21 protein-coding genes, 2 tRNA genes and 1 pseudogene are annotated in these 23,820 nt (G+C 33.5%); 11 read left to right on the top strand and 13 right to left on the bottom strand.

Annotated features, from left to right (window positions below):
* Positions 1–114 precede the first annotated feature (114 nt).
* Positions 115–444: a hypothetical protein gene (locus tag WC644_08755; protein ID MFA5012025.1), complete on the top strand. Its 330-nt coding sequence runs from the start codon at positions 115–117 to the stop codon at positions 442–444.
* 152 nt (positions 445–596) lie between these two features.
* Here the strand turns inward: WC644_08755 and WC644_08750 are convergent, their stop codons facing one another.
* The 6 genes from WC644_08750 to WC644_08725 form a co-directional block, all read right to left on the bottom strand.
* Complete coding sequence (locus WC644_08750; protein MFA5012024.1) at positions 597–860, bottom strand: DUF362 domain-containing protein; 264 nt, start codon at positions 858–860, stop codon at positions 597–599.
* A gap of 134 nt (positions 861–994) precedes the next feature.
* On the bottom strand, positions 995–1,405 hold the full coding sequence (locus WC644_08745; GenBank protein MFA5012023.1) for a VOC family protein: 411 nt from the start codon (positions 1,403–1,405) through the stop codon (positions 995–997).
* A 24-nt stretch (positions 1,406–1,429) separates the two neighbouring features.
* The gene (locus WC644_08740) at positions 1,430–1,879 is read right to left on the bottom strand and encodes an SRPBCC family protein (protein ID MFA5012022.1); all 450 of its coding nucleotides are present in this window, start codon (positions 1,877–1,879) and stop codon (positions 1,430–1,432) included.
* A gap of 121 nt (positions 1,880–2,000) precedes the next feature.
* Positions 2,001–2,348 carry a hypothetical protein gene (locus WC644_08735; protein ID MFA5012021.1) on the bottom strand — a complete coding sequence of 116 codons (348 nt, stop codon included), beginning with the start codon at positions 2,346–2,348 and terminating at the stop codon, positions 2,001–2,003.
* Positions 2,349–2,530: 182 nt separating this feature from the next.
* Complete coding sequence (locus tag WC644_08730; protein MFA5012020.1) at positions 2,531–3,544, bottom strand: DUF362 domain-containing protein; 1,014 nt, start codon at positions 3,542–3,544, stop codon at positions 2,531–2,533.
* A gap of 113 nt (positions 3,545–3,657) precedes the next feature.
* Complete coding sequence (locus WC644_08725; GenBank protein ID MFA5012019.1) at positions 3,658–3,840, bottom strand: NAD-dependent epimerase/dehydratase family protein; 183 nt, start codon at positions 3,838–3,840, stop codon at positions 3,658–3,660.
* 641 nt (positions 3,841–4,481) lie between these two features.
* Between WC644_08725 and WC644_08720 the strand changes: the two genes are divergently transcribed.
* The gene (locus WC644_08720) at positions 4,482–5,450 is read left to right on the top strand and encodes a DUF3089 domain-containing protein (protein MFA5012018.1); all 969 of its coding nucleotides are present in this window, start codon (positions 4,482–4,484) and stop codon (positions 5,448–5,450) included.
* 203 nt (positions 5,451–5,653) lie between these two features.
* Here the strand turns inward: WC644_08720 and WC644_08715 are convergent, their stop codons facing one another.
* From WC644_08715 to WC644_08705, 3 genes are all read right to left on the bottom strand, one after another.
* On the bottom strand, positions 5,654–5,761 hold the full coding sequence (locus tag WC644_08715; GenBank protein MFA5012017.1) for a hypothetical protein: 108 nt from the start codon (positions 5,759–5,761) through the stop codon (positions 5,654–5,656).
* Between the two features lie 81 nt (positions 5,762–5,842).
* Positions 5,843–5,917, bottom strand: a tRNA-Asp gene (locus tag WC644_08710).
* 93 nt (positions 5,918–6,010) lie between these two features.
* Complete coding sequence (locus WC644_08705) at positions 6,011–6,517, bottom strand: tetratricopeptide repeat protein (GenBank protein MFA5012016.1); 507 nt, start codon at positions 6,515–6,517, stop codon at positions 6,011–6,013.
* 150 nt (positions 6,518–6,667) lie between these two features.
* Here WC644_08705 and galE point away from each other — a divergent pair, with 150 nt between their 5' ends.
* From galE to WC644_08680, 5 genes are all read left to right on the top strand, one after another.
* Entirely contained in the window at positions 6,668–7,639 is a 972-nt protein-coding gene (galE, locus tag WC644_08700) for a UDP-glucose 4-epimerase GalE (GenBank protein ID MFA5012015.1), read from the top strand.
* A 5-nt stretch (positions 7,640–7,644) separates the two neighbouring features.
* Positions 7,645–7,716 (top strand) — tRNA-Arg (locus WC644_08695).
* A gap of 20 nt (positions 7,717–7,736) precedes the next feature.
* The gene (locus WC644_08690) at positions 7,737–8,519 is read left to right on the top strand and encodes an NYN domain-containing protein (GenBank protein MFA5012014.1); all 783 of its coding nucleotides are present in this window, start codon (positions 7,737–7,739) and stop codon (positions 8,517–8,519) included.
* Positions 8,520–8,599: 80 nt separating this feature from the next.
* Positions 8,600–10,417 carry a hypothetical protein gene (locus WC644_08685; protein ID MFA5012013.1) on the top strand — a complete coding sequence of 606 codons (1,818 nt, stop codon included), beginning with the start codon at positions 8,600–8,602 and terminating at the stop codon, positions 10,415–10,417.
* A gap of 65 nt (positions 10,418–10,482) precedes the next feature.
* On the top strand, positions 10,483–11,439 hold the full coding sequence (locus WC644_08680) for a fatty acid desaturase (protein MFA5012012.1): 957 nt from the start codon (positions 10,483–10,485) through the stop codon (positions 11,437–11,439).
* A gap of 98 nt (positions 11,440–11,537) precedes the next feature.
* Here WC644_08680 and WC644_08675 read toward each other — a convergent pair whose 3' ends face one another.
* From WC644_08675 to WC644_08665, 3 genes are read right to left on the bottom strand one after another with little or no spacing between them, the layout of a single operon-like run.
* On the bottom strand, positions 11,538–14,618 hold the full coding sequence (locus WC644_08675) for a hypothetical protein (protein ID MFA5012011.1): 3,081 nt from the start codon (positions 14,616–14,618) through the stop codon (positions 11,538–11,540).
* 6 nt (positions 14,619–14,624) lie between these two features.
* Positions 14,625–15,347 (bottom strand): hypothetical protein, encoded by a 723-nt coding sequence (locus WC644_08670; GenBank protein ID MFA5012010.1) that lies wholly within the window; start codon positions 15,345–15,347, stop codon positions 14,625–14,627.
* On the bottom strand, positions 15,334–16,329 hold the full coding sequence (locus WC644_08665) for a hypothetical protein (GenBank protein MFA5012009.1): 996 nt from the start codon (positions 16,327–16,329) through the stop codon (positions 15,334–15,336). Before WC644_08665 ends, WC644_08670 begins: the two co-directional genes overlap by 14 nt.
* Before the next feature lie 436 nt (positions 16,330–16,765).
* Here WC644_08665 and WC644_08660 point away from each other — a divergent pair, with 436 nt between their 5' ends.
* The 4 genes from WC644_08660 to WC644_08645 all read left to right on the top strand — a co-directional run bounded on the left by WC644_08660 (position 16,766) and on the right by WC644_08645 (position 21,904).
* Complete coding sequence (locus WC644_08660) at positions 16,766–17,095, top strand: hypothetical protein (protein MFA5012008.1); 330 nt, start codon at positions 16,766–16,768, stop codon at positions 17,093–17,095.
* A gap of 91 nt (positions 17,096–17,186) precedes the next feature.
* The gene (locus tag WC644_08655) at positions 17,187–17,948 is read left to right on the top strand and encodes a hypothetical protein (GenBank protein ID MFA5012007.1); all 762 of its coding nucleotides are present in this window, start codon (positions 17,187–17,189) and stop codon (positions 17,946–17,948) included.
* 13 nt (positions 17,949–17,961) lie between these two features.
* Positions 17,962–19,515, top strand: coding sequence for a C39 family peptidase (locus tag WC644_08650; GenBank protein ID MFA5012006.1), 1,554 nt, complete (start codon positions 17,962–17,964; stop codon positions 19,513–19,515).
* Positions 19,516–19,519: 4 nt separating this feature from the next.
* Positions 19,520–21,904, top strand: a complete 2,385-nt coding sequence (locus WC644_08645; GenBank protein ID MFA5012005.1) for a T9SS type A sorting domain-containing protein — start codon at positions 19,520–19,522, stop codon at positions 21,902–21,904.
* A gap of 425 nt (positions 21,905–22,329) precedes the next feature.
* On the opposite strand, the pseudogene WC644_08640 reads toward WC644_08645, so the two are convergent.
* Positions 22,330–23,769, bottom strand: a pseudogene (locus WC644_08640) (DEAD/DEAH box helicase).
* Positions 23,770–23,820 lie beyond the last annotated feature (51 nt).

Genomic DNA, 23,820 nt, shown 5'->3' with positions numbered 1-23,820 from the left:
GAATATTAAATATATATTAACTTAAAAAATAAAATCAGAAATGAAAAATATTCAAGTATTATTAGTTTTTCAATTCTTTTTGTTGTAACTTCTTTAGCATCTTCTCAAACGAAGGTGGAATGGAAAGAAAAAGATGATTTTCATAAGGTTATGGGCCAGACTTTTCATCCAGCTGAAGACGGAAATTACGCTCCAATAAGAGAGCGCAGCGGTGAGATGCTCGAGAAAGCAATAGCATGGCAGAAATCAGCTATACCTGCAGAATTTGCAAACATATCCAGCATAAAAGAAAATCTTGTTAAATTAGTAGCCGGCAGTGAAGCTTTGAATAACAAAATAAAAGCAAACTGCACAGACGAAGAGATTAAAACGGATTTAACCGCTTTACATGACGTTTTCCACGAGATAGTTGGTGCTTGCAGTACGACTGATCACCAGCATTAATCATCGATTGAATAAGCAATAACATCCTTTCGCAGACTGTGTATTTATACTCTCACAAAAGTTTATACTGTTGTGAGAGTATAATTTATATTATATTAATTTATAATTATTAACTCATAGGTTGTAATGCCAAGCCCGAGTTTTTCAGCGTGTTACAGAGCAAGAATTCCATTTCGCTCTTCCATACGTATTAGTAAGTCGTGTCGTTCATGAACTTTATAGATTAAATCAACGCATGCCTGATCGAGTGCAACGGATTCGAGAGATGCAAGGATACCAATATCCTTCATTGTTATTGCAGCAGGATTTGAGAAACAATCACAATCTACAGAAAGATTATTCATTACATAAATAAACAAAATTTTTTCACCGAGGTATAACATGACCGAACCAGCTGCCTCAGACATTGATTCCAGAAATTTATTCAGATGAGTTTTGAAATTTCTGCATTCTTCAAGTGTTTATCTATTAAAGCTGACAACTTATTGCAAAGTTTAACTTCTTACAGTGATTGATTGTACTTTTGAATTTCTTTAATCATCGAATCAAATTATGATTGTTTTGGAAACTTAGTAATGTCCATAAAGAAAATTTCCCAGGTGTGTCCGTCAAAATCTTCAATGGTCCGTTGCTGCATATAACCATAATCCTTCATTTCTTGAAGCTCGACTCCACCTGCTTTTAGTCCATTAGTCATCATTTGATTTACTTCGTCCAAACTTTCTAACGATAATGAAAAAAGTCCTGCTACGGTTAATTTTGTATCTGCAATGGGTTTGGCTGCAAATGATTTAAACTTTTCGTGTGTCATTATCATCACAAAAATGTTTTCACTCCAAACCATACACTTTCCTGTGTCGTCTGAAAATTGCGGATTATTTGTAAACCCTAAAGCAGTGTAGAAGTCCATAGATTTTTGAAGGTCTTTAACTGCTAAATTTATAAATATTTGTTTTGCCATTTTAATTATTGTTTTGTGATTTTCTTATGCGTCAGGTATATTAGGTTCTACTAAACGTTTTAATTTGTCTAGCGATTCCTGCCAACCTAAATAACACATTTCAATTGGTATAGCATCTGGTATTCCCTCCTGAGTTACTAAAAGTTCTGTACCACATAAAACCTTTTTAAATTTAATTGTTGTAATAATTTGTCCCAGCATATTGGGATCATCAAATTGGTCGGTATATTTTAAAAGCTCATTAGGGATAATTTCTAAATATTCGCCGCCAAACGAGTGCCCGTTACCTGTGGTAAAATTGGTAAAGCTCATTTTGTATGTGCCCCCAATCTTAAAATCCATACTATGTATTTTACAAACAAATCCATAAGGCGGCAACCAAGAAGCCATTGCGTCGGCATCTTTGAATGCTTTAAATACTTTTTCTACCGGTGCCGCAAAAACCCGATGCAGTTTTACAATGTTATTTTCCATTTTGCTGCTTTTTATGTATCAAATTTAAAACTTAAATCGTTAATACTCAAACAAGTTAAGGTTTGAATCAGTTCCTAATTTTCCAAGTGTATGGTATTAGCGGGTCGTTGTTCATCCACAGTTATTTCTTTTGAATACAGTATGAAGTAATCCTCACTAAATATTTATTGTCATCAAACTCATAAAAGTCACAAGATGAAACAAATGAAAGTCGTTTTTTATCTTTCATAAATTCTGCGGTTCCATTTATTGCAACCTTATTGTTGTCGGTGATAACGTTCAATGTACTGAAGTTTGTAGTTACTGATTTAAAATAATTACTTATTTGTTTACAATTTTGTAAAACCGCATTCTTTCCAATAAATAGCTTTTCTTCAACCACAGTCCATTCAATGTTGTCAGCCAAAAAGGGATAAGTTATATTAAAGTGGCCATTTGAAAATGCAGTTGCTATTTCTGTTATATTCATATTGTATTATTTTTAAGTAATGTTTTTTCCTTTTTGTCAGGTTAAATTGTATTTGCAATAAAGTCTATTCTTTTGAAATAGTATTAGTAACAATAAATAGCCCTTAAATCTCGACACTTCTTTTATAAATATTATTTAATTATATCCTTAATTAGAATTCGTAAAAACAAATATTTTCAAAACTACTCTATAATCACAAGTTCGTAAGTTCTGCTGCCCAAGCCAAGCTTTTCGGCGTGTTCAAGTGTATGAATCCCGTTTTTTTCTTCCATACGTTTTATTAAGTCATGACCATCATGTACCTTGTAAATTAAATCGACACATGCCTGGTCGAGAGCTACAGGGTCGATTGATGCCAGGATTCCAATATCCTTCATAGTTGGAGCTGCCGGATTTGACATGCAATCACAATCGACGGATAGTTTGTTCATTACACTGATGTATAATATTTTATCACCAAGATATAACATAACAGCACCCGCAGCTTCAGCCATTGATTCCAGAAATTTATCCTGCGGAGTTTCGAATGCCTTTGAAAAATCGCTTGTGTTATCGGTTAAACCGGCTGTGTTAATCCACATTTTTCCATTTGCTGAAGCGATACCTACGGACATATTTTTAATTGCACCGCCAAATCCCCCCATTCGATGTCCTTTAAAATGAGATAGAATAATATAAGATTCATAATTTTTAAAATGCGAGCCAACATAATTTTCCTTTATGTTTTCACCTTTTTCAAAAGGGAGAGAAACAAAGCCTTCTTCATCCATTATATCTACAGGAGCAATAGCAGTGAAGCCGTGATCTTCAGCGACTTTTTTATGCTGCTTTGAATTTGAGCGTTTACCTTTATATGCGGTATTACATTCAACTAAAGTTCCGTTGACACTTTGTACAAGTTCTTTTATTAAATCGGATGAGATATAGTTATTACCATCAGGTTCGCCTGTACCGATTTTAACGGCAATTTTTCCAGAAAGAATGAGACCCGGATCTTTATGAACAGCAATCAAACCATCAGATGTTAATTCCTTTGTCATATATACAACAGGTTTATCTGATTTCTTTATATTTTTTGGATTACTTTCAACGACAAGATTACGTTGATTCTTTATTTTATTGCTGAATATATAAAACGCGCTTATTCCTATAGAGGCGATTAAAATGAGGACGAGAAGAAATATTTTTTGTTTCATACTTAGAATCTATATTGGTAAAATACATGAAATATGGGTTTGTAAGAACAAAAACCCAATAAACTAAATATTTACAGGGTTCTATGTTTGCGGAACCGACGAGATTTCCCGATTTAGTCGTGACGATCTCTTGAGTTGTCAATTAAATCAGCTTTTTCAAATGAAGCATCCGGGTGAACAGTTTCCATAAAACCTCTCGAAAGATTATCAATCACCAGGACTTTATGTCCTTCATTTATAAGCATTTTATCTGTATGTGAACCAATATAACCTGCTCCGCCTGAAACTAAAATCACATTTGTGATGATTTCTATATAGTTAAGAAAAATATTTAATTTCGAATAAATAATTCGTGTAAAAATACAGTTTTTAAAAATCATTGAAAGTTTACTAATTTTAAGGCAAGTGATAACCTGATAATAGTCATGAGAGAAAACAGTTTGAGGTTGCTTAACGCTATGCTGAAGTATACGAAGACGAGCAGGAGGATATTGCAGAGACGGTTTAAATCCCGGGAAAGGTAAATAGATTCTGTTAATACACGGTTTTGAGCAAATTCAGGTTGCATTCAGATTGCCTTCAAGGCGTATTTAAAAGGATTATATTTAATATTTGAACAGCATTTCAATATTTTAGTAATCAAAAATTTTGTTAATTTTCAATGGAAATTTGGTATTTTGTCTATTTTTAATATTATTTGCAGCATTACTGTCGATTTGGAAGAAGTTGATTTATAAAAAAATAATGCATAATATCTGACTTTTATAAAATATTATTTTTGATTAGTTTAAAACAGTTGTAATTATAGATTAAAAATTACAAAAAATATCCCCAGACCAGGAAGATTTAATATTGTTTTTCTTTTGATATACGATATATTTAAATGTTATTTAAGATATTATTGCATCAGACTTCTAATAAATTATAATTTTACAAAATGAAAACCGTAATCAAGTTTCTATTTCCGGCAATTTTTACTTTGATCTTTTTTCCAGGTTGCCAGAATCCCGTGGATAAATCTATAACATTTTCATCTGTAGATTATTCCAAGGCACAACACTGGTTATCAATACCAGCAACTATTTATCCGGTTGATGTTTTTTATCTTTATCCGACAGCATGGACAAGTACGAGTTCTCTTCCTGAAGTATGTGCAATAGATGACACTTCGATGTTAAGAATGGCTTCATTTGCATATTTAAGACAAGCAACAGCATTTGAAGGTATTGCGAACATTTATGCCCCATTTTACAGGCAGGCAAATTTAACACCGGACGCTCTTTCCATTGTTTCTGGAACACCAACCACAGATGCAACGATGGCATTTGATTACTACATAAAGCATTTTAACAACGGACGGCCGTACATTTTAGCCGGACATTCACAGGGCTCAACAATTCTGAGCAATCTGCTCGCAGGCTATCTAAAAGATAATCCTGAGGTATATTCCCGGATGGTTGCCGCTTATGTCATAGGTTATCCTATTACTAAGGACTACCTTAACAATAACCAGCATCTTAAATTTGCAACCGGACCGGATGACACAGGAGTAATAATTTCATATAATACTGAAAAACCTAATTTAACAATAGCAAATCCATTTTTGTGGGGCTTGACAGGTATTGTTATAAATCCGATAACCTGGACAAGGGATCAAACATTGGCTACAATGGAACAAGGTTTAGGTTCATTTATGCCGGATTCGAATGAGGTATTTTCAGCCGTGCCACAATGCGCTGATGCCAGAGTGGATACATTAAAAGGTGTAATAATCGCGAATACTACTTATGCAAATTTATTAGAGCCCACGTTTCACGGCATTTATCACGGTTTTGACTATTCTTTTTATTACTTTAATATCAGGCAAAATGCCATTAATAGAATTAATCATTACTTAAACAAGTAACTTTTCAAACTTGCTTTGTATGTAATTTTGCGAAATAAATGAAAAATGCAGGGCTTATGACTCTGCATTTTGCGGAACCGACGAGACTTCCCGACTTAGTCGGGACGCCCTCCTGAGTTTTTATCAATTAGCCAATCGAAATATTTTTTACTCTTCATTTTCTTTAAATGTATTTCCCTTTTTAAAGCTTCAATTTTAGATTTTTAAGTTTCATAATATACTAATGCCCATGGAATATATGCTTTTGTAGAAATTGAATTTCCTTCATTATGTAATGCTAATCTTCTTTCGAGACAATCGGTTGAACCGATATAATATCGTCCATTTATTTCACTTTTATAATATAAGTATAATATGCCATAAACAGAAAATGCCGCTTTTGCGGCATTTTGCGGAACCGACGAGACTCGAACTCGCGACCTCCTGAGTGACAGTCAGGCGTTCTAACCAAACTGAACTACGGCTCCAATAATTTTAAAAATAGCAATATTTGTTATAAATTACAATGAAATACTGTTTTACAGTATTCTTTTATAAGAATTATGAATTAGTTGAAATTGTTATTTACAAAATTTTGTGATGTATGCTCCAGCTTTTTCATTTCCGAGAGATAAAGCCTTTTGCCAGTCTTCACATCCTTGTTCTTTGTTTCCAACACCTAAAAAGTACGCAGCACCTCTAACAAAATAACCTTCTCCGTATTCGGGATTAAGCTCAAGAGCTTTAGAAATATCACTTATTGCATTTTGATAATCCTTTAAAACACCGTAAGTATTTCCGCGGTGATAATAAGCCTGCCAGAATTCATTATTTATGTTTATTGCTTTACTAAAAAAATCCACAGCGTCTGCATACTCTTCCTTATCAGTCTTGAGCCATCCTTTACAAAAGAAGGCATATTCTGATTCAGGATACAATTTAATTATTTTTTCTCTAAGAATTCTTTTTTCGGTTGAATCTTCCAAAATCCATGATTTTTCAAACAACTCTTTAGGTTCTTCCTGAGCAATTGTTTTTAATGATATTAATGTAACAGCCGTGATAAAGAATAAAATCAGTTTTTTCATTTCTTAGTTTTGGTTTTCATATTTAACAAATCTTCTAAATACAAATTCCCGAAGTTTCGAATTTATAATAGTCCGAATTTCGAATATACTAATTACACTATTTCTTAGTTTGGAAATACGTATTATTAAGTAATAAAATACAGACTTATTATGATTTTAGTTACAGGCGGTGCGGGATATATAGGTTCTCACACGGTTAAAATGCTTATTGATAAAGGTAAAGAAATTCTGATTCTTGACAACCTATCAAGAGGATTTAAGAAAGCAATTCATCCAAAAGCAGAGTTTGAAAATGTGGATTTGCTTGATTACGATAAACTTGAAAAAGTAATACAGAAATATGAAATAAAAGAAGTGGTTCATTTTGCTGCGTTTGCATACGTTGGCGAGTCGGTAGAAAATCCCGAGCTGTACTACAATAATAATGTTGTAGGCAGTTTTAATCTGATAAAATCGGTTTCAAGAAAAGGAATAAAAAAGTTTGTTTTTTCTTCTACGTGTTCAACTTACGGAAACCCAATACAGATACCAATATCTGAAACCGAAACTACGAAGCCGATTAATCCTTATGCAAAGACTAAATTGATGATTGAGAATATTCTTGAGGATTTTCACACTGCATACGGGTTAAATTATGTGGCTTTACGTTATTTTAATGCTGCAGGATGTTCAGAAGATGGAGATATAGGCGAAAGTCACAATCCCGAAACACACCTGATTCCGCTTGTTTTACAGAGTATGTCCGATGCGAATAAGCAGCTTAAAGTTTTTGGTGACGATTATGATACTCCGGATGGAACGTGCATTAGAGATTACATTCACGTCAATGACCTTGCTGACGCACACATTCGGGCATTAGGTTATCTTAATGACAATCTTAAACCGAATGTTATTAATCTTGGAACGGGAGATGGTTACAGCGTTAAAGATATAATAAATACATCAGAAAGAGTTACAGGAAAAAAGGCAAACTACATAATGAATCCGAGAAGAGCGGGTGACCCTGCAATACTTGTTGCTGACAACAAGAAAGCAAAAGAAGTACTCGGATGGACACCAAAATATAAACTTGATAAAATAATAGATACTGCCTGGAAATGGCATTTGAACAAAAAGTACTGATAGAAGCCCCGTTAGGCTAATGGATAAACCACCAGATTCCGGTTCTGGTTTTGGAGGTTCGAATCCTCCACGGGGCACAACACATTTATATATGATTATGGATTTCAAAAATGATTTACGACTTGCTGTATTAATAGATGCTGATAATGTACCTTACGCTAATGTAAAAGCAATGCTTGAAGAGATTGCTAAATATGGTGTACCTACATTTAAAAGAATCTATGCAGACTGGACAAAACCGACTGTTTCCGGATGGAAGACAGTTCTGCTTGAGAATGCAATAACACCTGTACAGCAATACAGTTATACACAAGGAAAGAATGCGACTGACTCAGCGATGATAATAGATGCGATGGATATTCTTTATTCCGGAAAAGTTGACGGTTTTTGCATAGTATCGAGTGACAGTGATTTTACAAAATTGGCAACAAGACTCCGCGAAGCAGGTATGAAAGTATTTGGTTTCGGAGAAAAGAAGACCCCGCGACCTTTTATATCATCATGCGATAAATTTATTTATCTTGAAATACTGAGTAAAGAAGAGCTCGAAACAGAGGACGAGAAAGTTGACTTGAAGGAGAAAGAAAAAAGAGTTTTTAAAAGAAAAACAAAGTCTCAATATTCGAAGCCGATGCTAAAAGCTGACAGAGAACTTGTAAAGATGATTACAGACAGCATCGAAGACATAGCCGATGAGAACGGCTGGGCATTTTTAGGAGACCTAGGGAACCTTTTGATAAAGAAGCAGCCAAACTTCGATCCGAGGAATTATGGTTACATAAAACTTGTTCCACTTATACGTAGTTTTGGTAGGTTTGAGATTGATGAGAGAGAAATTGGCAAGGGAAAAGTTAAGCATGTTTACGTCAGGACAAAATAAGTAAGCAAATTCCGAATATTTTATTAAACTGTGTTATAATTTTTTGTTTCAAATTATTCTGACACACAAACAAATGCAATTTGAATTCAAAAATTTATAACGCACACACGTTTCACATTCCCGTTATGGGAATAGGATTTACTATAGACACTCCAATAAAAACAGCACACCTTGGTATTTCATCCGTGATTTCTCTTGTAGATGATATATTAATCGAAAAGATGAGAAAAAATTACTGTAAACTAAATAATATTGAATACTACCCTATTACGATGCAAATGGAAGACTATAGAGCGAAAAGAATTACAGCATATCTGAATCTGGTTAACGAAATCGTTGTTGAGAAATTTAATAATCTAAAGAAATCCGAATACACGCCCGGTAGTGAACTTGATAAATATTTTGATTTGCTGCCTGATAATTCGGAATTGAAAATAAATTTCAAAAATATTTTAAAACTTAATCCAGGTGATAAGATTATTCATGAATGGATAAGAAATAATATTGTAATGGGCAGCATTGATGTAAATATAATGACCAAACTTGATAAAGCGAACTACATTAACAAAGAACAGATGCTTCCTGAATTCAATGATGCTCACGCAGCTTTGCGTGGATTTGCAAACAGTAATCTGGAATCTTCAGTAGTGTTGTCGGCTGGAGTAAACACAAGACTATACGGTTACTTTGAGAACTTTAAAGATTTCTATCCTGATATTAATGGAAAGAGAAAGAAGAAAATAATACTTAAAATAAGTGATTACCGATCAGCTTACATCCAGAGTAAGATATTCGCAAAAAAGGGTCTTTGGATTTCAGAATTTCGTTTGGAATCAGGATTAAACTGCGGCGGACATGCATTTGCAACTGATGGATATTTAATGGGTCCAGTTTTAGAAGAAATCAAAAATAATCGTGATAAATTAAAAGATAATATGCATGAACTTATGTGCAAATCACTTAGAAGTAAGAGATTATTTATACCAGAAGTTCCATTCGAGCTTAAAATCACCGCTCAAGGCGGAATTGGGACTGCAGAAGAACATAATTATCTATTGAATAAGTATAATCTGGACTCAATAGGATGGGGCACACCGTTTTTACTCGTTCCGGAAGTAACAAATGTTGACAAGGATACTTCTAAATTGCTGTGCAATGCTAAGGAAGATGATTTATACCTGAGTAGAATTTCGCCGTTGGGTGTACCATTTAACAGTTTAAGAAATAACACAAAGGATATAGAAAAAAACGGATTAGCTGATAAGGGCAGACCGGGAAGTTCCTGTCCTGAAAAGTACTGCTCACTTAATACAGAATTTACGGAGCAGCCCATATGTACAGCATCAAGACAGTTTCAGAAAATCAAGATAGCTGAACTAAATGAAAAAAATCTTGACTCAAAGATTCATTTTAATATTTTCGACAGAATAGTTGAGAAAGCATGTCTGTGCGTTGGATTGAGCACTTCAGCTTTAATAGTTAATAATCTGGATACTAAAAAAACAGGACAGGGAGTATCGATTTGTCCGGGTCCTAATATGGCATATTTTTCAGAGATCGTGTCATTGAAAAAAATGGTTGACCATATATACGGTAAAGTTAACATTATTAAAAGAAAAGACAGACCTAATTTATTCATAAAAGAACTTGAACTATATATAAATTATTTCAGGGAATTAGCAGATTCAATTTCTGATTATTCAACTGAGATACAAATAAAACATATAGAGCAATTCAGAAAAAACATTAATGAAGGAATTATATATTACAAATCGCTATTTAATGATTTGAAATCAAGTTTTGAGATTGCAAAGTCAGAGATTTTAAATGAACTTGAGAGATTCGAAAATGAACTTAAAAATATTGAAATGGAATATACAGTATCTTTAGTTAAATAAATTATGTTTTTTCTCTATTATTTATATAGTTATTATTTTAAATTTATTATTAATTTTTTAAATATATGATTGATAAAGAAAAGAAGGATTTTTACTGGTCAAAAGAGCGTGAACCACATCTTTTAAGGAGAAAAGAAATACTTAATAAATATCCTGAGGTAAGGAATTTAATTGGTCCTGATATAAAACTTGCTTATACAACGGCCTTTCTTGTGATTTTTCAGTTAATATCTGCTTTCTTTATTCATAAACTTCTGGAATTACCTTATGGATTTTTATATTTCATTCTCGCAGCATATTTTATAGGTGCGACAGTAACGCATTCATTATTTCTAGCCATTCATGAGATAACCCATAATCTTGCATTTAAAGGACAGACACCGAATAACTGGCTGGCTCTGTTTGCAAACATTCCTATTGTATTTCCTTATGCAATGTCATTTAAAGTTTATCATACTATGCATCACCGGCACCAGGGAGTAGATGGAATAGATGTTGACGTACCGACATATAATGAGGCAAAGATATTCAGAGGATTTTTCGGTAAACTAATCTGGGCTTTTATACAAATACTCTTTTATGCTTTCAGGCCGGTTTTCGTACATCCTATGAAACTGAACAAATGGCAGATAATTAATCTTGTATTTCAGGTAATTGTAATTTCCGTATTTATATATTTTGCTGGATGGTATGCTTTGATTTATTTGCTGGTAGCGGATTTTCTTGCAGGAAGTTTACACCCTATGTCAGGTCACTTTATAGCTGAGCACTACGTGTTTAAAGAAGGTCAGGAAACATATTCATACTATGGTCCTCTTAATAAACTCGCATTTAATGTTGGTTATCATAATGAACATCATGATTTCCCAAGTATTCCGGGAAGCAGATTACCACAGTTAAAGAAATTAGCACCTGATTTTTACGACACGATGCATGTGCATAAATCATGGGTTATGGTATTGGTTAGATTCATTATAAATCCCCATATTGGATTGTATTCAAGGATAAAAAGGACACAATAATAACCTGTATAGATGTAATTTGTTTTTGTTAATGTCATCGCTGAATAAGTTTGATTTTAATAATTTATTTTAGAAATAAATTTTGTACGAATATAAATTTATTTTCTTACCAATACTTCAAAGTCATCCCAGAGAAAAACAGGTATTCGGTATAATTCGTCGTAGCAAATATTGTTTTCTATTTTATCAAAAGTCCAGAAAGCAAGAAGCCCCTGAAGGTTTTTGAATTGGTTAAATGTTTTAAACTTCACTTCATCATCGTTTAATATTCTGTTGAACACAGCTATGTTGTCAACAGACTTTTCTCCCATTAAAAAGCGAGGATTATCGTGGCTTCCATCTCCTGCGAAATAAATAGAGAAGAATGTTTTTGATATGTCATAAGGTAGATTACCGAAACTGTATTCAGACAGCAATATACCGTCAATAAAAATTCTGCCTTTATTTTGTTCAAGAGAATAATCATAAATAATTCTATTCCATCTGTTCCAAGCTTTATATACGATTTTCGTTCCGTTCGCCGATGTACTACCATCAATAATACTGTGACTTATATAAATGACTGAGTCATATTGAACTGTGGCATTATAACTGCGTCTAACGCCGTTATCTATTTTGAACAAATCATTTATATTTTCAAGGAGTTTAGTATCAAATTTAACATCCATCACTAACGAAAAACTTGATTTATGTTTGAATAAAGATTTGTTTAGCACAACCTGACCTTTGCCTTTTGTTTGAATGCAATAATCTTTATCTTTTTGTACAATACTTTCTTTCTTTTCCGACACTAAATTGGGTATATCAAGACTTCTCTGAGGTAATCCATATATGATTCCATACAAATCATTTATAGTTTTATCATGAATATTTTTTCCATTGCCCTCATCGAAATCATAATAACACAATAAATTTTTATTATAAGGATATTCTCTCAGATGTTTTTTTGAAAGGATTTCCTTCGGGTTGATAAATTTGTTATACAACCGAAATTCTGAAAGTTTAAGCTCCCAGCTATCTTTGCGGTAACCGTATGTCAGCATTTGAACGGGATGTATATCCCCAAAGTATAAATAATCCTCGAACTGCAATAAATGATTATCTTCTGTTTTATACTCTACAACTTCATCGTTAAGAATTAAATATGTTTTATTATTTATGTGGGATATTGCGGCAAAGTCCCATTCATTAAATCTTATTTTTGATTTTGTTTTTATTCTAGCGTGATTTGTGGGAGAAATCAAAGAACTAATTATAGTTAATTCCAATGTCGAATCAGGAGAAATGTATACGCAGAATTTAGTCTGCGACCATGATGGTGTTCCATCAGTTATAATATTGATTCTTTCATTTACTTTAAACCAGAAAGAAAAAGCAAATTCATTTTTCAGAACATTACCTTTAGGATTTATAGTTAGAATATCATCATCCGACATTTTAAGTGAATAACCGTTTTTGTAAATGTCGGAGATTCCTTTAAGGTATAATATTTTCCTGTATTCGGGATTTGATTTATTGTAAAAAATGAGTTGTGCTTCTTTATCGCCTGTGCTTTTGAATGGAATAAATTTAAGATACATTTTCTGATTTACATCGTTAATTGTGTATTCAGGAGATTCAGTTTGAACAGCATCGTCATACCAAATAACCTCGAATTCATCTTTATCTTTTCCTTCTACATCTATTGCAAGGGGTTCCTTTGAATATGAATTATTAAATAAACTCATTATTATTTGCCACTGGTCTCCGATGGCAGTTTCTCCAAACCTAATAGTATCGCCGCCCGCTTTATCTATATTGGCAAAATGCCATACTGTATCTCTATCGGGAGTGTAAGTCATTCTTGAATAATCACTTTTAGAAGGAGGCGGTTTGATATTTCTTGGAATGAATTTATATACAGAGAATGCAGTCAGCGTTATAAGCAGTATTATTAAAGTTGTATATGATAAGTTCTTGTGTTTTTGAATTGTTCGTATAGTATGCTGAATTCTTGTTTCTTCTTTTATTTGAACAATGTTTTTGTATCCTAAAAGTTCGGAAATATTTTTCACTCCGAACAGGTTAAGCTCTTTTTTTCTGTATTTCTTCTGAAGACCATTCAATATTTTCTTTGCTGATTGAAGATTATCAATCGGCAAGACAACATTTTTAATCCATGAGAAGAATGCTGCTTCTACTTTTGTTTCAATCGAACTTTCAGGCAGAGGAAGTAATTCACCGTTGCTTGAAATATTGCCCGTAAAAGCCGTATTGCATGCGATTGATAATTTTATTCTTTTATCAATATATTTTAAATATGCGGTGCAAAGGAGTAATGAGGCGCCTGCTCCAAAAGACTTGCCCTTATAAATTCCTTTTGTATCGGTAAACCTCATGCTAATCTTGGATTCAAAGGAATTAAGTGATTCTTTGAATTGTCTCAATAGAATATTTGCGGAGTCAATCAAAGGATTTTTTAACTCTTCAAAACCTTCTTCGTGAATATCTATTATGTTTTCTAAGAAAAAATTATTCTGTGTGTTTTTAGGATTTTCTGAGATAATGCAGCTAAGTTCCTGAATCATTCCGTTATTTTTCATGCTCAATTTAGCGTTGTCTGATTCCACAAGGAGTATATTCACTGAATTTTCGGAGGCTGAATTAACGATTGAGATTTCATAATCAATTCGTTTCAGTATGTCGAAAGCTTTATTAATGTGGAATAATGCAGGGTCAACGAGTGATTTTGAATCAGATATTTTATTTTTCTTACTATTTTCATCTTTCCTGTCTGTAAATATATTCTTGCTTTTTATTAAATCAAGCAGTATCAACTTTCCGTTTTCAATTTCTCCGAGATGATAGAGTAAAATTAAAAGCTGAAAATTAATTAGTTCAATCGCAGAGTTTATTTCATTTACGGCAATCCTGTCCTTTTCGATATCGAGTGATTTCCTAAGTATATACTTTGAAGCGTACAGGTAATAAGGATCGAGAAAATCCACAGCGCTGTGTTTGAAAATGTTATAAATGCAGTGTATGAAATCTTTTATGAAGTATTTGTAAAGATGATGAAAGTCGTGATGCTCGCAGAGTTTAAAGAAATTAATTATTGCTTTTAACTGGGTTTTTGGATTTGGACTTGCTTTTATTATGCTGAATGTTAGCTGATACTTTCTTATGATATCATTTAACATATTACATCAGAATAAATAGATTACGGAATTATTATCTAACAGCAGAAGAGGAACATTAATTAAATCATCAGAATAATTAATAAACTCACGTGTTTTATCGTTCATCATTACAGCTTTTAAAAAGTTCTTCGATCCATTTAATTTTATTATCAGGAATGAAGTATTAAGCTCTATAACATCTGGTCTGGTAAGATTGTTAACAGAAAGTAGAGAATATGATTTTCCGCTTACGGATATTTTTATTTTCTCTTTGTAAAGAAATACTTTGAAATTCACTTTACTTAAATTCTTTGCTGATGCACCAGAAATAATATACTCGCCGTTTACATTTGGCAGATAATATTTATTTAGTTCGGGTAAAAACAAAATCATTTCCTGAGTACTGTTTACATCGCTTAATATATTCACGCAAAGTTCATCTTCGGCAATACTAATACACTTCAAAGCATATTTATCGTCGGTGGATACGTAAAAATTAGATTGTATCATTTCGGAATCATGACTGCCTGTCGCCGATTCCGCTGCAAACAGTCGCAAGTCAGGTTCATAATTAACCTCTTCGTTTTTTACGGGAATGAATTCAATAATCTTTTTATCGGCTATTTCATTTTCCGTTTTGTATTTTGAGCGGAATTCAAGAAATTTTTTGTAGATATTATGCTCTTCTTTTGCTATTTCGCCGCCTGAGTTATTTATATCATTTAATATTTTGTTGTTATCTTCTTTCATTCAGAAAGATCATTTCGTTTTTTAGATTTTTAATTAATTCATTTTCAAACATATCAATACAGTATTGAACTTTGTTGCAAATATTTTTATCTGATGCACCAAAATGTTTTACCGTAAGATTCAGCACAGAATCCCTTTGGTTTCCCTCCTTATATTCCTCCACTATGTCGTTTATTATATTATACATACATTCAGTAAATTTTTCGGACATATTTTTCTTGTTTAAATATTTTCTGAATGCTTCATCGAATGCGAAATATGCTTCGTCAAGAATAAATTTAATGTTTAATTTTGTTGAGATACTTTCATCTTCCTGCTCATTTTTCATTACGTTTATATAATCCAGTGTAGAGAAATATTTGCAAACATAAACTAAATCATTGAATTTCACTTTGTTAGTGAAAATCCTCTGATGTTCGAGATCATTGAGTAGCTTTTTTACAAACAGTTTAGTATTAATAACATCTTTCATAAATCCGGCCCTATTGACAATACTAATTAAATCGTCTCTGCCTGCAGGCGGGCTGTCTGCTTTATTGTATTCAGACATATAAATATATTTATCCGAAAAATGGAATTCTGTTTTCAGTCCCAAGTCAGAAATCGCTTCATTTAGGTTTCTGATTACATGAAATGAGGGGGAATCAGAAGATTTAAAAAGCTGCGGAAGATTATTCTGAATAATTTTAAAAATAAATGCCTGAATATATTTCCGATACTCTTCTTCAGAATTCATATTTGCGTATGCAAGATTATGCTCGAAAAAATGACGGAATTTGATAAGAACATTATTTTCGGTTTGAAAGATTTCCGCTAACAAATCTATCGCGGCATCTCTCGGTGAAATATTATCCGGCAGATAATGACCCATTTCTTGAACTAAAAAGGCAATATAACTTTCACCTAGGTCAAGATTTTCATTTATAAAACTATCTAATTCTTGCCTCGTGGCATAACGGAAATTATTTAGGCAGACTGACATCACTGGCTAATATAAATCAACTATTAATTATTACAAATGCAAAATATTTTTCCTAAAAAATCCGGCAAGTGTGAGTATATATTATTTGAACAGTACACAAACAAGTTCTTTGTTAATATTTCCGGAAAAAGCCATGGTAAAATGACATCATAACCCACCAAATTAAAGTCCGCTTGTTTCACAGGCGGACTTTTGGGGAAGGTTTCCGAAAGATGAAATAAGGCTTTGGAAGTTTAGAGGATCATACCCTAAATTGGAAAGAGGGCTCTGAAGTCTCGATGTAGCATTTACTAAATTGGAAATAGGGATATAAAGTTTTAAAGTAGAATTGTAAAAGTTTACAATATAAAAAAGAAGTATTAATGCTATGCATCAAAAATCGAATAACCATAAAAACTATAAACTTCATAGAATATAAAAAATTAGGAAGTAAAAAATGAGAGATTTAATAAGTTATTTCATTAATATTTTCGAGACGACAAGAATCGGCGGCGAAATAGCTGCAAACACAATCAAAAATGTTGACGAAAGACACTATAATGCCGAAGACTCAATAACACTGAACTACACTTGCACGGTAGCACTGAAATTCGGGCTAAGCACGAATGAAAACACGCTCGGTGAGTCCACTGCTATGCTCGAAGCGGACGATAAGAAAACAGTGCTCGCCTCAGAACTCGGAAACACTGCCGCAGAGAACTACCTCAACGTACAAAACGAGTCACCGGAAATAAACGGCGAATATAAAATAACAGTAGAATTGTAAATCAATATTATAACATCTTTCCCATTCAACGTTACAAACGGGTATGGGAAAGAGATTTAAAACATTTTTAAAAAATTAAAAATTACAAATTATGAAAAAGACATTACAAGTATTAAGTGTTATCATATTTGCAGCATTAATATACAGTTGCTCGGCAGGTTTAAAACAGGATGCTCCTCCCCCTCCGCTAAAATCGGCAAGTTTCGATTTTGTACCACCAACCGAGGGAATTACAAAATCCAATGACATCACATTCGCTTTGTTAAATCCAAGATATGTAGAATCTTTTAGAGAAGGAAATGTGGATCCTTATAAAATATTTGCCGATAATATGGGTAAAGATTTTGTCGAAATGTTAACTGCTAGAGGATATCCATATAAAGGACCATTTTCAAATATTGATCAGATGGTTTACAATGAAAAGAAAACAACTGATTTACTTATAGAACCCGAAATTGATTTACAATTTGCAGGAAACTATTTGAAGCAGAAAACCGGAATAAATCTTCTCTCTTATGGTTCAAGTGCTGTTGAATACTATGCAGACGGGGATATGACAGTCTCTGGCAAACTGAATTTGATATTTTCAGAACCATTTACCAAAACTAAAATATGGGTTAAGAGTATCCAAATTGATGCCGTTACTTTTAAACTAAAAAGTTACTATTCATATACAACAACAAATATCCCTGTAAATGACCCTTTAGTCTGGAATTCAATTGTTGATAATTTAATGGTTATTTATAAAAATGCACTCTCAACAGCATGGAATCATTTAGAACCCGAAGAACTTGCACAGAAGAAAGAAGAAGCAAACGAAATCAAAAAGAATTCTGGATTTTTAAAGAACTAATAAAAACATTATTATGAAAAAATTATCAATAGCAATATTTATAGTATCACTTATATTTCTTTTATTTCACATAAATAGCAATTATTTAAAAAGTGAAGAAAGAGGCATCATAAACGTTTACCAATATTTGCAATGCGGACAATCATGGAGCAGTTCTCAATTAGGTACATGCAGCGGATTAACGATGTGTTCGGATGGTTGTGCAGTGGTCTGCATGGCTATGCTCTTAAAAACAAACGGGGTAAATGTTAACCCCGGACAATTAAACACATGGTTGACCAATAATGGCGGTTATAGTGGGGGATGTCTTATCATTTGGGGCACTGCCGTGCAATACCCCGGAAGCACAGTTACTTTTGCAGGCAGTATAGGATATAGCTTATCAGCAATAAAATCAAAAATTGATGCGGGAAGCCCGGTAATTGTAAATGTTACCACAACGGTAAATCATTTCATAGTTGTTAAAGGTTACAACGGAAGCGGAACCAGTACTAGTGATTTTGTTGTATTAGACCCTTTATATCAATCAGAAAGATTATTATCTAATTATAATACTATTGTTGGATTAAGAACTTTCAATAATGTTACAAGTGGTTCCGGATATGCCAAAGTTTCTCAAGGTGTTTCTGTAAATCCAAATCCAGTAATAAGCGGTGGAAGTTTACAGGCAACATTTACACTTCAGGAAACCGGCGGGGCGGCAATAACTTTTGATACAGTTGTCTGTGCCGTATTGTATAATAACAATGGATTTATTTTTGATTTAACCAAAGCAACTAACATAACTATTCCTCCAGGCGGAACTTATAACTATAATGCAACAGGTTATTTCAGCAGTTCATTGCCGCTCGGAACATATAAAGCTGTTGCAAGAGGTTACAAAATCGGAACAGGATGGTTTGATTTCACAACTACAGGAAGCGGAGTGAACCCTCTTTCGTTTCAGGTTGTTAACGCAGCATTGTTACCTCCGCCAACACTCGTTTCTCCGGGGAGTTCTTCCCCCCCGGGAAATATAATATATACACTTACTCCAACAATGCAATGGCAAGCAGTATCAGGTGCGTTGAAATATGGATTATATATTAAAGATACATTAAGCGGAATTTTAGTCTTAGACGATTCTGTATTTACAGGAACATCATATACACTTCCTCCTGGAATACTGCAGTGGAGCAGACCATACAGATGGAATATGAGAACCTATAATAGTGCAGGGCAACCTAGTTCATCTTTTTCAAGCAGATTATATTTCAAGACACAATCTCCATCAGGCATAAACCAAATTAATAATGAAATTCCAAAATCACATGAACTTTACCAAAACTATCCGAATCCGTTTAATCCTGCAACCACAATTAAATTTGATATAACGACAAAATCTGATGTTCAGATAATCATTTATGATATACGCGGCTCTGAAGTATATAATAATTACGAATCAGAATTACCTGCAGGTCAATATTCTTATCAGTTTGACGGAAGTAGTTTATCTTCAGGGTTGTACTTCTGCAAATTAATCTCTAAAGACTATTCGAAAACAATCAAATTAAATTTAATAAAATAATATTATGAAAAGAATATTAATTCTTATCGCTTTTACTTTTTTGACCTTATCCCTTTCTTATTCACAATGGACACAAATGGGGCCGGAAGGTGCAGAAGTAAGAGATTTAATTAAATCAGATTCGTATTTGTATTGCGGTACATTAAACGGTATTTATATATCTAATAATAACGGAAATAACTGGTTTCATTCCGGGCTTGAGCAAATTACGAGGATTGCTAAACGAAACAATGAAATTTGGGTGGGGGAACAATCTGGTTTGTTATATACTACTAATAACGGCCTGAACTGGATTCAGACAAATTTTGCAATACAGTTTCCAAGCAGAATGGTTAACACAATCTCTTTCTACAATAACAATATATTTGTCGCGTCTGTATTTCATGGAATTTATTTATCTTCAAACTCCGGCAATAATTGGTCTTTAATTAATAATGGGTTGCCGGCAATTCCAAATCCTGCTGATATTATTTCAATTGGCAGTAATACGTTTTATGCTGATAACGGTGGCGGTGTTTATTATTCATCTAATAATGGTCAAAACTGGATACAAAGGAACAATGGTTTGACAAATTTAAGTTTGCAATCCTTTGCAGCATCAGGAGATACATTGTTTTTAGGTATTTCGGGTGGTGGTGTATTTAAATCATATAATTTTGGGCAGAACTGGATTGAAATCAATAATGGTCTTTCTGCTTTGGGCATTTACAAAGTTTATTACAGCAGTAATAAACTGTACGCAGGAACGACACAAGGAATATTTTTCAGTTCTAACTCAGGGAATAACTGGTCAAATATCGGATTAAGCAACAGACATATTTTAACTATTGAAGTTGAAAATACAAATATTTTTGTGGGGAGTTTATCGGGTAACTACTTATCTACAAATAACGGACAGACCTGGTCACAAATAAACAATGGGATTTTAAGTCTTCGAATATATTCTTTATTTTCAAAAAGTAATTTGTTGTTTGCAGGATTAATAAATAATGGAGTTTACTGCAGCTCTGATAATGGACAAACCTGGATTGAGAAGAATAACGGAATTCCAAATAGCAGCAGAATAAAAAACATCTGCATCGCAAATGACATTTTGTTTGCAGCGGTTGCTTCATCATACGGTCCAGAAATTTACAAATCCTCAAATAATGGTAATACTTGGTCGTTATGTAATAATGGTTTCAGTGGAACAAGCTGGATATGGACTTTGCATTCATATAACGGTATTGTTTTCGCCGGTACTACAGGTTCGGGAATTTTTAAAACAACAAACAACGGTGATAACTGGTATGCTTGCAATAATGGATTGTCAAATTTATTTATTCAATCTTTTTGCAGTAAAGATAATAATTTATTCACTGGAACATCCATTGGAGTTTTTGTCTCAACTAATAATGGTGAAAATTGGGGATTATCTAGTTCCGGATTACCGGCAGGGTCTATAATCAGGGGACTCGCAGCAAAAGATGGATATGTTTTTGCTGCTACTGCAGGAAGCAAAATCTATAGAACTTCAAATAACGGAATTACTTGGATTCAAGCGAGTAATGGAATTACATCTAATGATTTGGAAAATGTTTATGCTACAAGAAATTGCCTGTTTACTTTTACAAATCAAAATGAAAACCCCAATAATAAAATTTACATTTCAACAAATAACGGAAATAATTGGTCAAGCATTCAAACAGGTTTACCTCGAAATAATACTTTAGCTTTATCACTTATAGTACACGAAGGAAATTTGTACGCAGGAACGTTTTATAACAGTATTTTTAAACGCTCTTTAAATGATTTTGTTTCATCAACCTCATCCGTTAATTTAATTTCACCCTCAAATAACGTCGTTAATGTTTCATTAACTCCAACTTTTGATTGGGATAGTATCACATCGGCAATGACATACAATATTCAGATATCAACGAATTCTGGATTTTCAACATTTATTATCGATACCGTTGGTATTTTAAACACTTCTCTTCAAATCCAGCAAGGCATTTTACAAAATGGAATTCAATATTTCTGGAGAGTGAGATCGTGCAATGAGGGAGGGTATAGTAATTGGTCTTCCGTATGGAATTTTTCAACAACATTAACAGGATTGAATCCAATAAAAGGAAAAATACCAAATTCATTTTCTCTTTCTCAAAACTTCCCTAACCCGTTCAATCCAACGACTAAAATTAAATTTGATGTGCCAAAAGCAAGCAGCGTAAAAATAACAATATTCGATATGCTCGGAAAAGAAATCTCGATTCTCGTAAATGGAAAACTAAACGCAGGCTCATACTCGGTTGATTGGAATGCAAACGATTACCCAAGCGGAGTCTATTTTTACAGAATGGAATCGGGTTCATTCAGCAACACTAAACAGATGATATTACTAAAGTAATTTAAAATTGGTTTTATATTAAACAAGAAACACCCCGCAGAAAAACTGCGGGGTGTTTCTTGTTTAATATCGTACATTACTTTGTATAAGTCAGAGTAATTTTAATCCTCTAAAAATTACAAAATTCAAAATCTCTTACCCTTTTTATTTTTCTTCGGTTTTCCTGAAAACATCTTGTTTGAAGAACGGTTTCTCTTACCTTTATCTCTGCTTCCGCTAAAACTATCTCCATCATTATAGAATCCTGTATCTGAGTATTTCCTTTCGCCTGATTTCTTATCCTTATATCCTGAAAATTTATCATCCCCTCTTCTTTTATCCTTCGATCTACTGTCGTCAAACTTCTTATCACCAAATTTCTTATCACCGAACTTCTTGTCACCGAACTTCTTGTCACCGAACTTCTTGTTACCAAACTTCTTGTTACCAAACTTTTTGTCGCCGAATCTATTTCCTCCGCTTTTACCGCCCTTCTTTCCCTTTTTATCGTATCTGCCTTCTCTGTCTTTTCTGTCATATCTACCTTCACTGCTTTCTCTACTTTCAAAATCCTGATTTTTATTAAATCCTTCATTCTTGTTATCAAGCGTTTTCTTCAGCAGTGCCGCTGCAATATCAATCGAAGAATAATCATCACCCATCATCTTCTCAACGAGGGTTACAAATTTCCCTATATGTCCCAGGTTTATTACTTCTTTTAACTCTTTTGAAAGTATCTCAATTCTTGTTTCATCAAGTTCGGTAAGCGTAGGAATATCTCGTCTTACAATTTTCAAGTCGTTTAACTTTTCAATTCTTTTTAAGCTGTGAAGCTGTCTTCCGACTACAAATGTAAATGCTATACCGGATTTACCTGCTCTGCCTGTTCTACCGATTCTGTGAACGTAATCCTCATCATCTCTCGGGAGATCATAATTAAAAACTGCTTCAACATCACTAACATCAATTCCTCTTCCCGCAACATCAGTCGCCACAAGAATCTCAGTACTGCCACTTCTGAAACTATTCATTACTTTCTCTCTTTGTCCCTGGCTTAAATCACCGTGTAATCCGTCGGCAAAATATCCTCTTGATTTAAGTATCTCAACAAGATTATCCACCTGATTCTTGGTGTTGCAGAATACCAGTGCAAGTTTAATGTCATGTAAATCAATTAATCTTGCAAGTGCTTCAGGCTTGGCTTTCTCGGGTATATCAAAATAAACCTGCTCGATTTTTGGTGCATTCAACTTGTGATGTGTTACATCCACAGTTCGCGGGTTTTTTTGATATTTTGCCATCAGCTTCTTAATCTGTTCTGGCATCGTTGCCGAGAACATTATTGTCTGTCTTGTTTCCGGAGTTTCTTTTAGAATATATTCTATATCATCCCTGAATCCCATATCAAGCATTTCATCTGCTTCATCAAGCACAACAAACCTTATTTTCTTTAGCTTGATAGATGTCCTTTGTATGTGGTCCATTAATCTTCCCGGTGTTCCGACTATTATCTGCGGGAATTTTTTTAATGCTCTTAACTGCCTGTCAATTTCCTGGCCGCCGTAAACAGGTACAACAAAAACATCATCATTGTATTTCAAAAGTTTTCTAAATTCATCAGTCACCTGTATGACAAGTTCACGTGTTGGACACAATACCAATGCTTGTATCTCCTGCTTATCTTTTTCAAGCTTTTCAATAATGGGTATTGCAAATGCTGCGGTTTTACCCGTTCCTGTTTGGGCATGACCCGTAATATCAACACCATCAAGCAGTAAGGGAATTGATTCTGATTGTATTGGAGTTGTTTCCTCAAACCCGAGATTTGATATGGCTTTCAACATCAATGGGGAAAGTGCCAACTCTTCGAACTTTAATTTCTTCATTTTGCAGTGTAAAATTTCTATTTAAAATATTGTAATAAAGTAAGATTTCTT

Source organism: Ignavibacteria bacterium (assembly GCA_041649015.1).
Lineage (GTDB): Bacteria > Bacteroidota > Ignavibacteria > Tepidaquicellales > Tepidaquicellaceae > CAIKZJ01.
Note: the sequence above shows the minus strand (reverse complement) of the source record. Positions and strands in the feature narration are given on the sequence as shown.

What these genes read in the sequence shown, in the direction of transcription:
- WC644_08705 (MFA5012016.1), bottom strand. Translation starts at nt 6,517, where the DNA reads ATGAAAAAACTGATTTTATTCTTTATCACGGCTGTTACATTAATATCA.
- WC644_08735 (MFA5012021.1), bottom strand. Translation starts at nt 2,348, where the DNA reads ATGAATATAACAGAAATAGCAACTGCATTTTCAAATGGCCACTTTAAT.
- WC644_08650 (MFA5012006.1), top strand. Translation starts at nt 17,962, where the DNA reads ATGAAAAAATTATCAATAGCAATATTTATAGTATCACTTATATTTCTT.
- WC644_08670 (MFA5012010.1), bottom strand. Translation starts at nt 15,347, where the DNA reads ATGAAAGAAGATAACAACAAAATATTAAATGATATAAATAACTCAGGC.
- WC644_08730 (MFA5012020.1), bottom strand. Translation starts at nt 3,544, where the DNA reads ATGAAACAAAAAATATTTCTTCTCGTCCTCATTTTAATCGCCTCTATA.
- WC644_08690 (MFA5012014.1), top strand. Translation starts at nt 7,737, where the DNA reads ATGGATTTCAAAAATGATTTACGACTTGCTGTATTAATAGATGCTGAT.
- WC644_08645 (MFA5012005.1), top strand. Translation starts at nt 19,520, where the DNA reads ATGAAAAGAATATTAATTCTTATCGCTTTTACTTTTTTGACCTTATCC.
- WC644_08660 (MFA5012008.1), top strand. Translation starts at nt 16,766, where the DNA reads ATGAGAGATTTAATAAGTTATTTCATTAATATTTTCGAGACGACAAGA.
- WC644_08680 (MFA5012012.1), top strand. Translation starts at nt 10,483, where the DNA reads ATGATTGATAAAGAAAAGAAGGATTTTTACTGGTCAAAAGAGCGTGAA.
- WC644_08675 (MFA5012011.1), bottom strand. Translation starts at nt 14,618, where the DNA reads ATGTTAAATGATATCATAAGAAAGTATCAGCTAACATTCAGCATAATA.
- WC644_08740 (MFA5012022.1), bottom strand. Translation starts at nt 1,879, where the DNA reads ATGGAAAATAACATTGTAAAACTGCATCGGGTTTTTGCGGCACCGGTA.
- WC644_08665 (MFA5012009.1), bottom strand. Translation starts at nt 16,329, where the DNA reads ATGTCAGTCTGCCTAAATAATTTCCGTTATGCCACGAGGCAAGAATTA.
- galE (MFA5012015.1), top strand. Translation starts at nt 6,668, where the DNA reads ATGATTTTAGTTACAGGCGGTGCGGGATATATAGGTTCTCACACGGTT.
- WC644_08720 (MFA5012018.1), top strand. Translation starts at nt 4,482, where the DNA reads ATGAAAACCGTAATCAAGTTTCTATTTCCGGCAATTTTTACTTTGATC.
- WC644_08745 (MFA5012023.1), bottom strand. Translation starts at nt 1,405, where the DNA reads ATGGCAAAACAAATATTTATAAATTTAGCAGTTAAAGACCTTCAAAAA.
- WC644_08655 (MFA5012007.1), top strand. Translation starts at nt 17,187, where the DNA reads ATGAAAAAGACATTACAAGTATTAAGTGTTATCATATTTGCAGCATTA.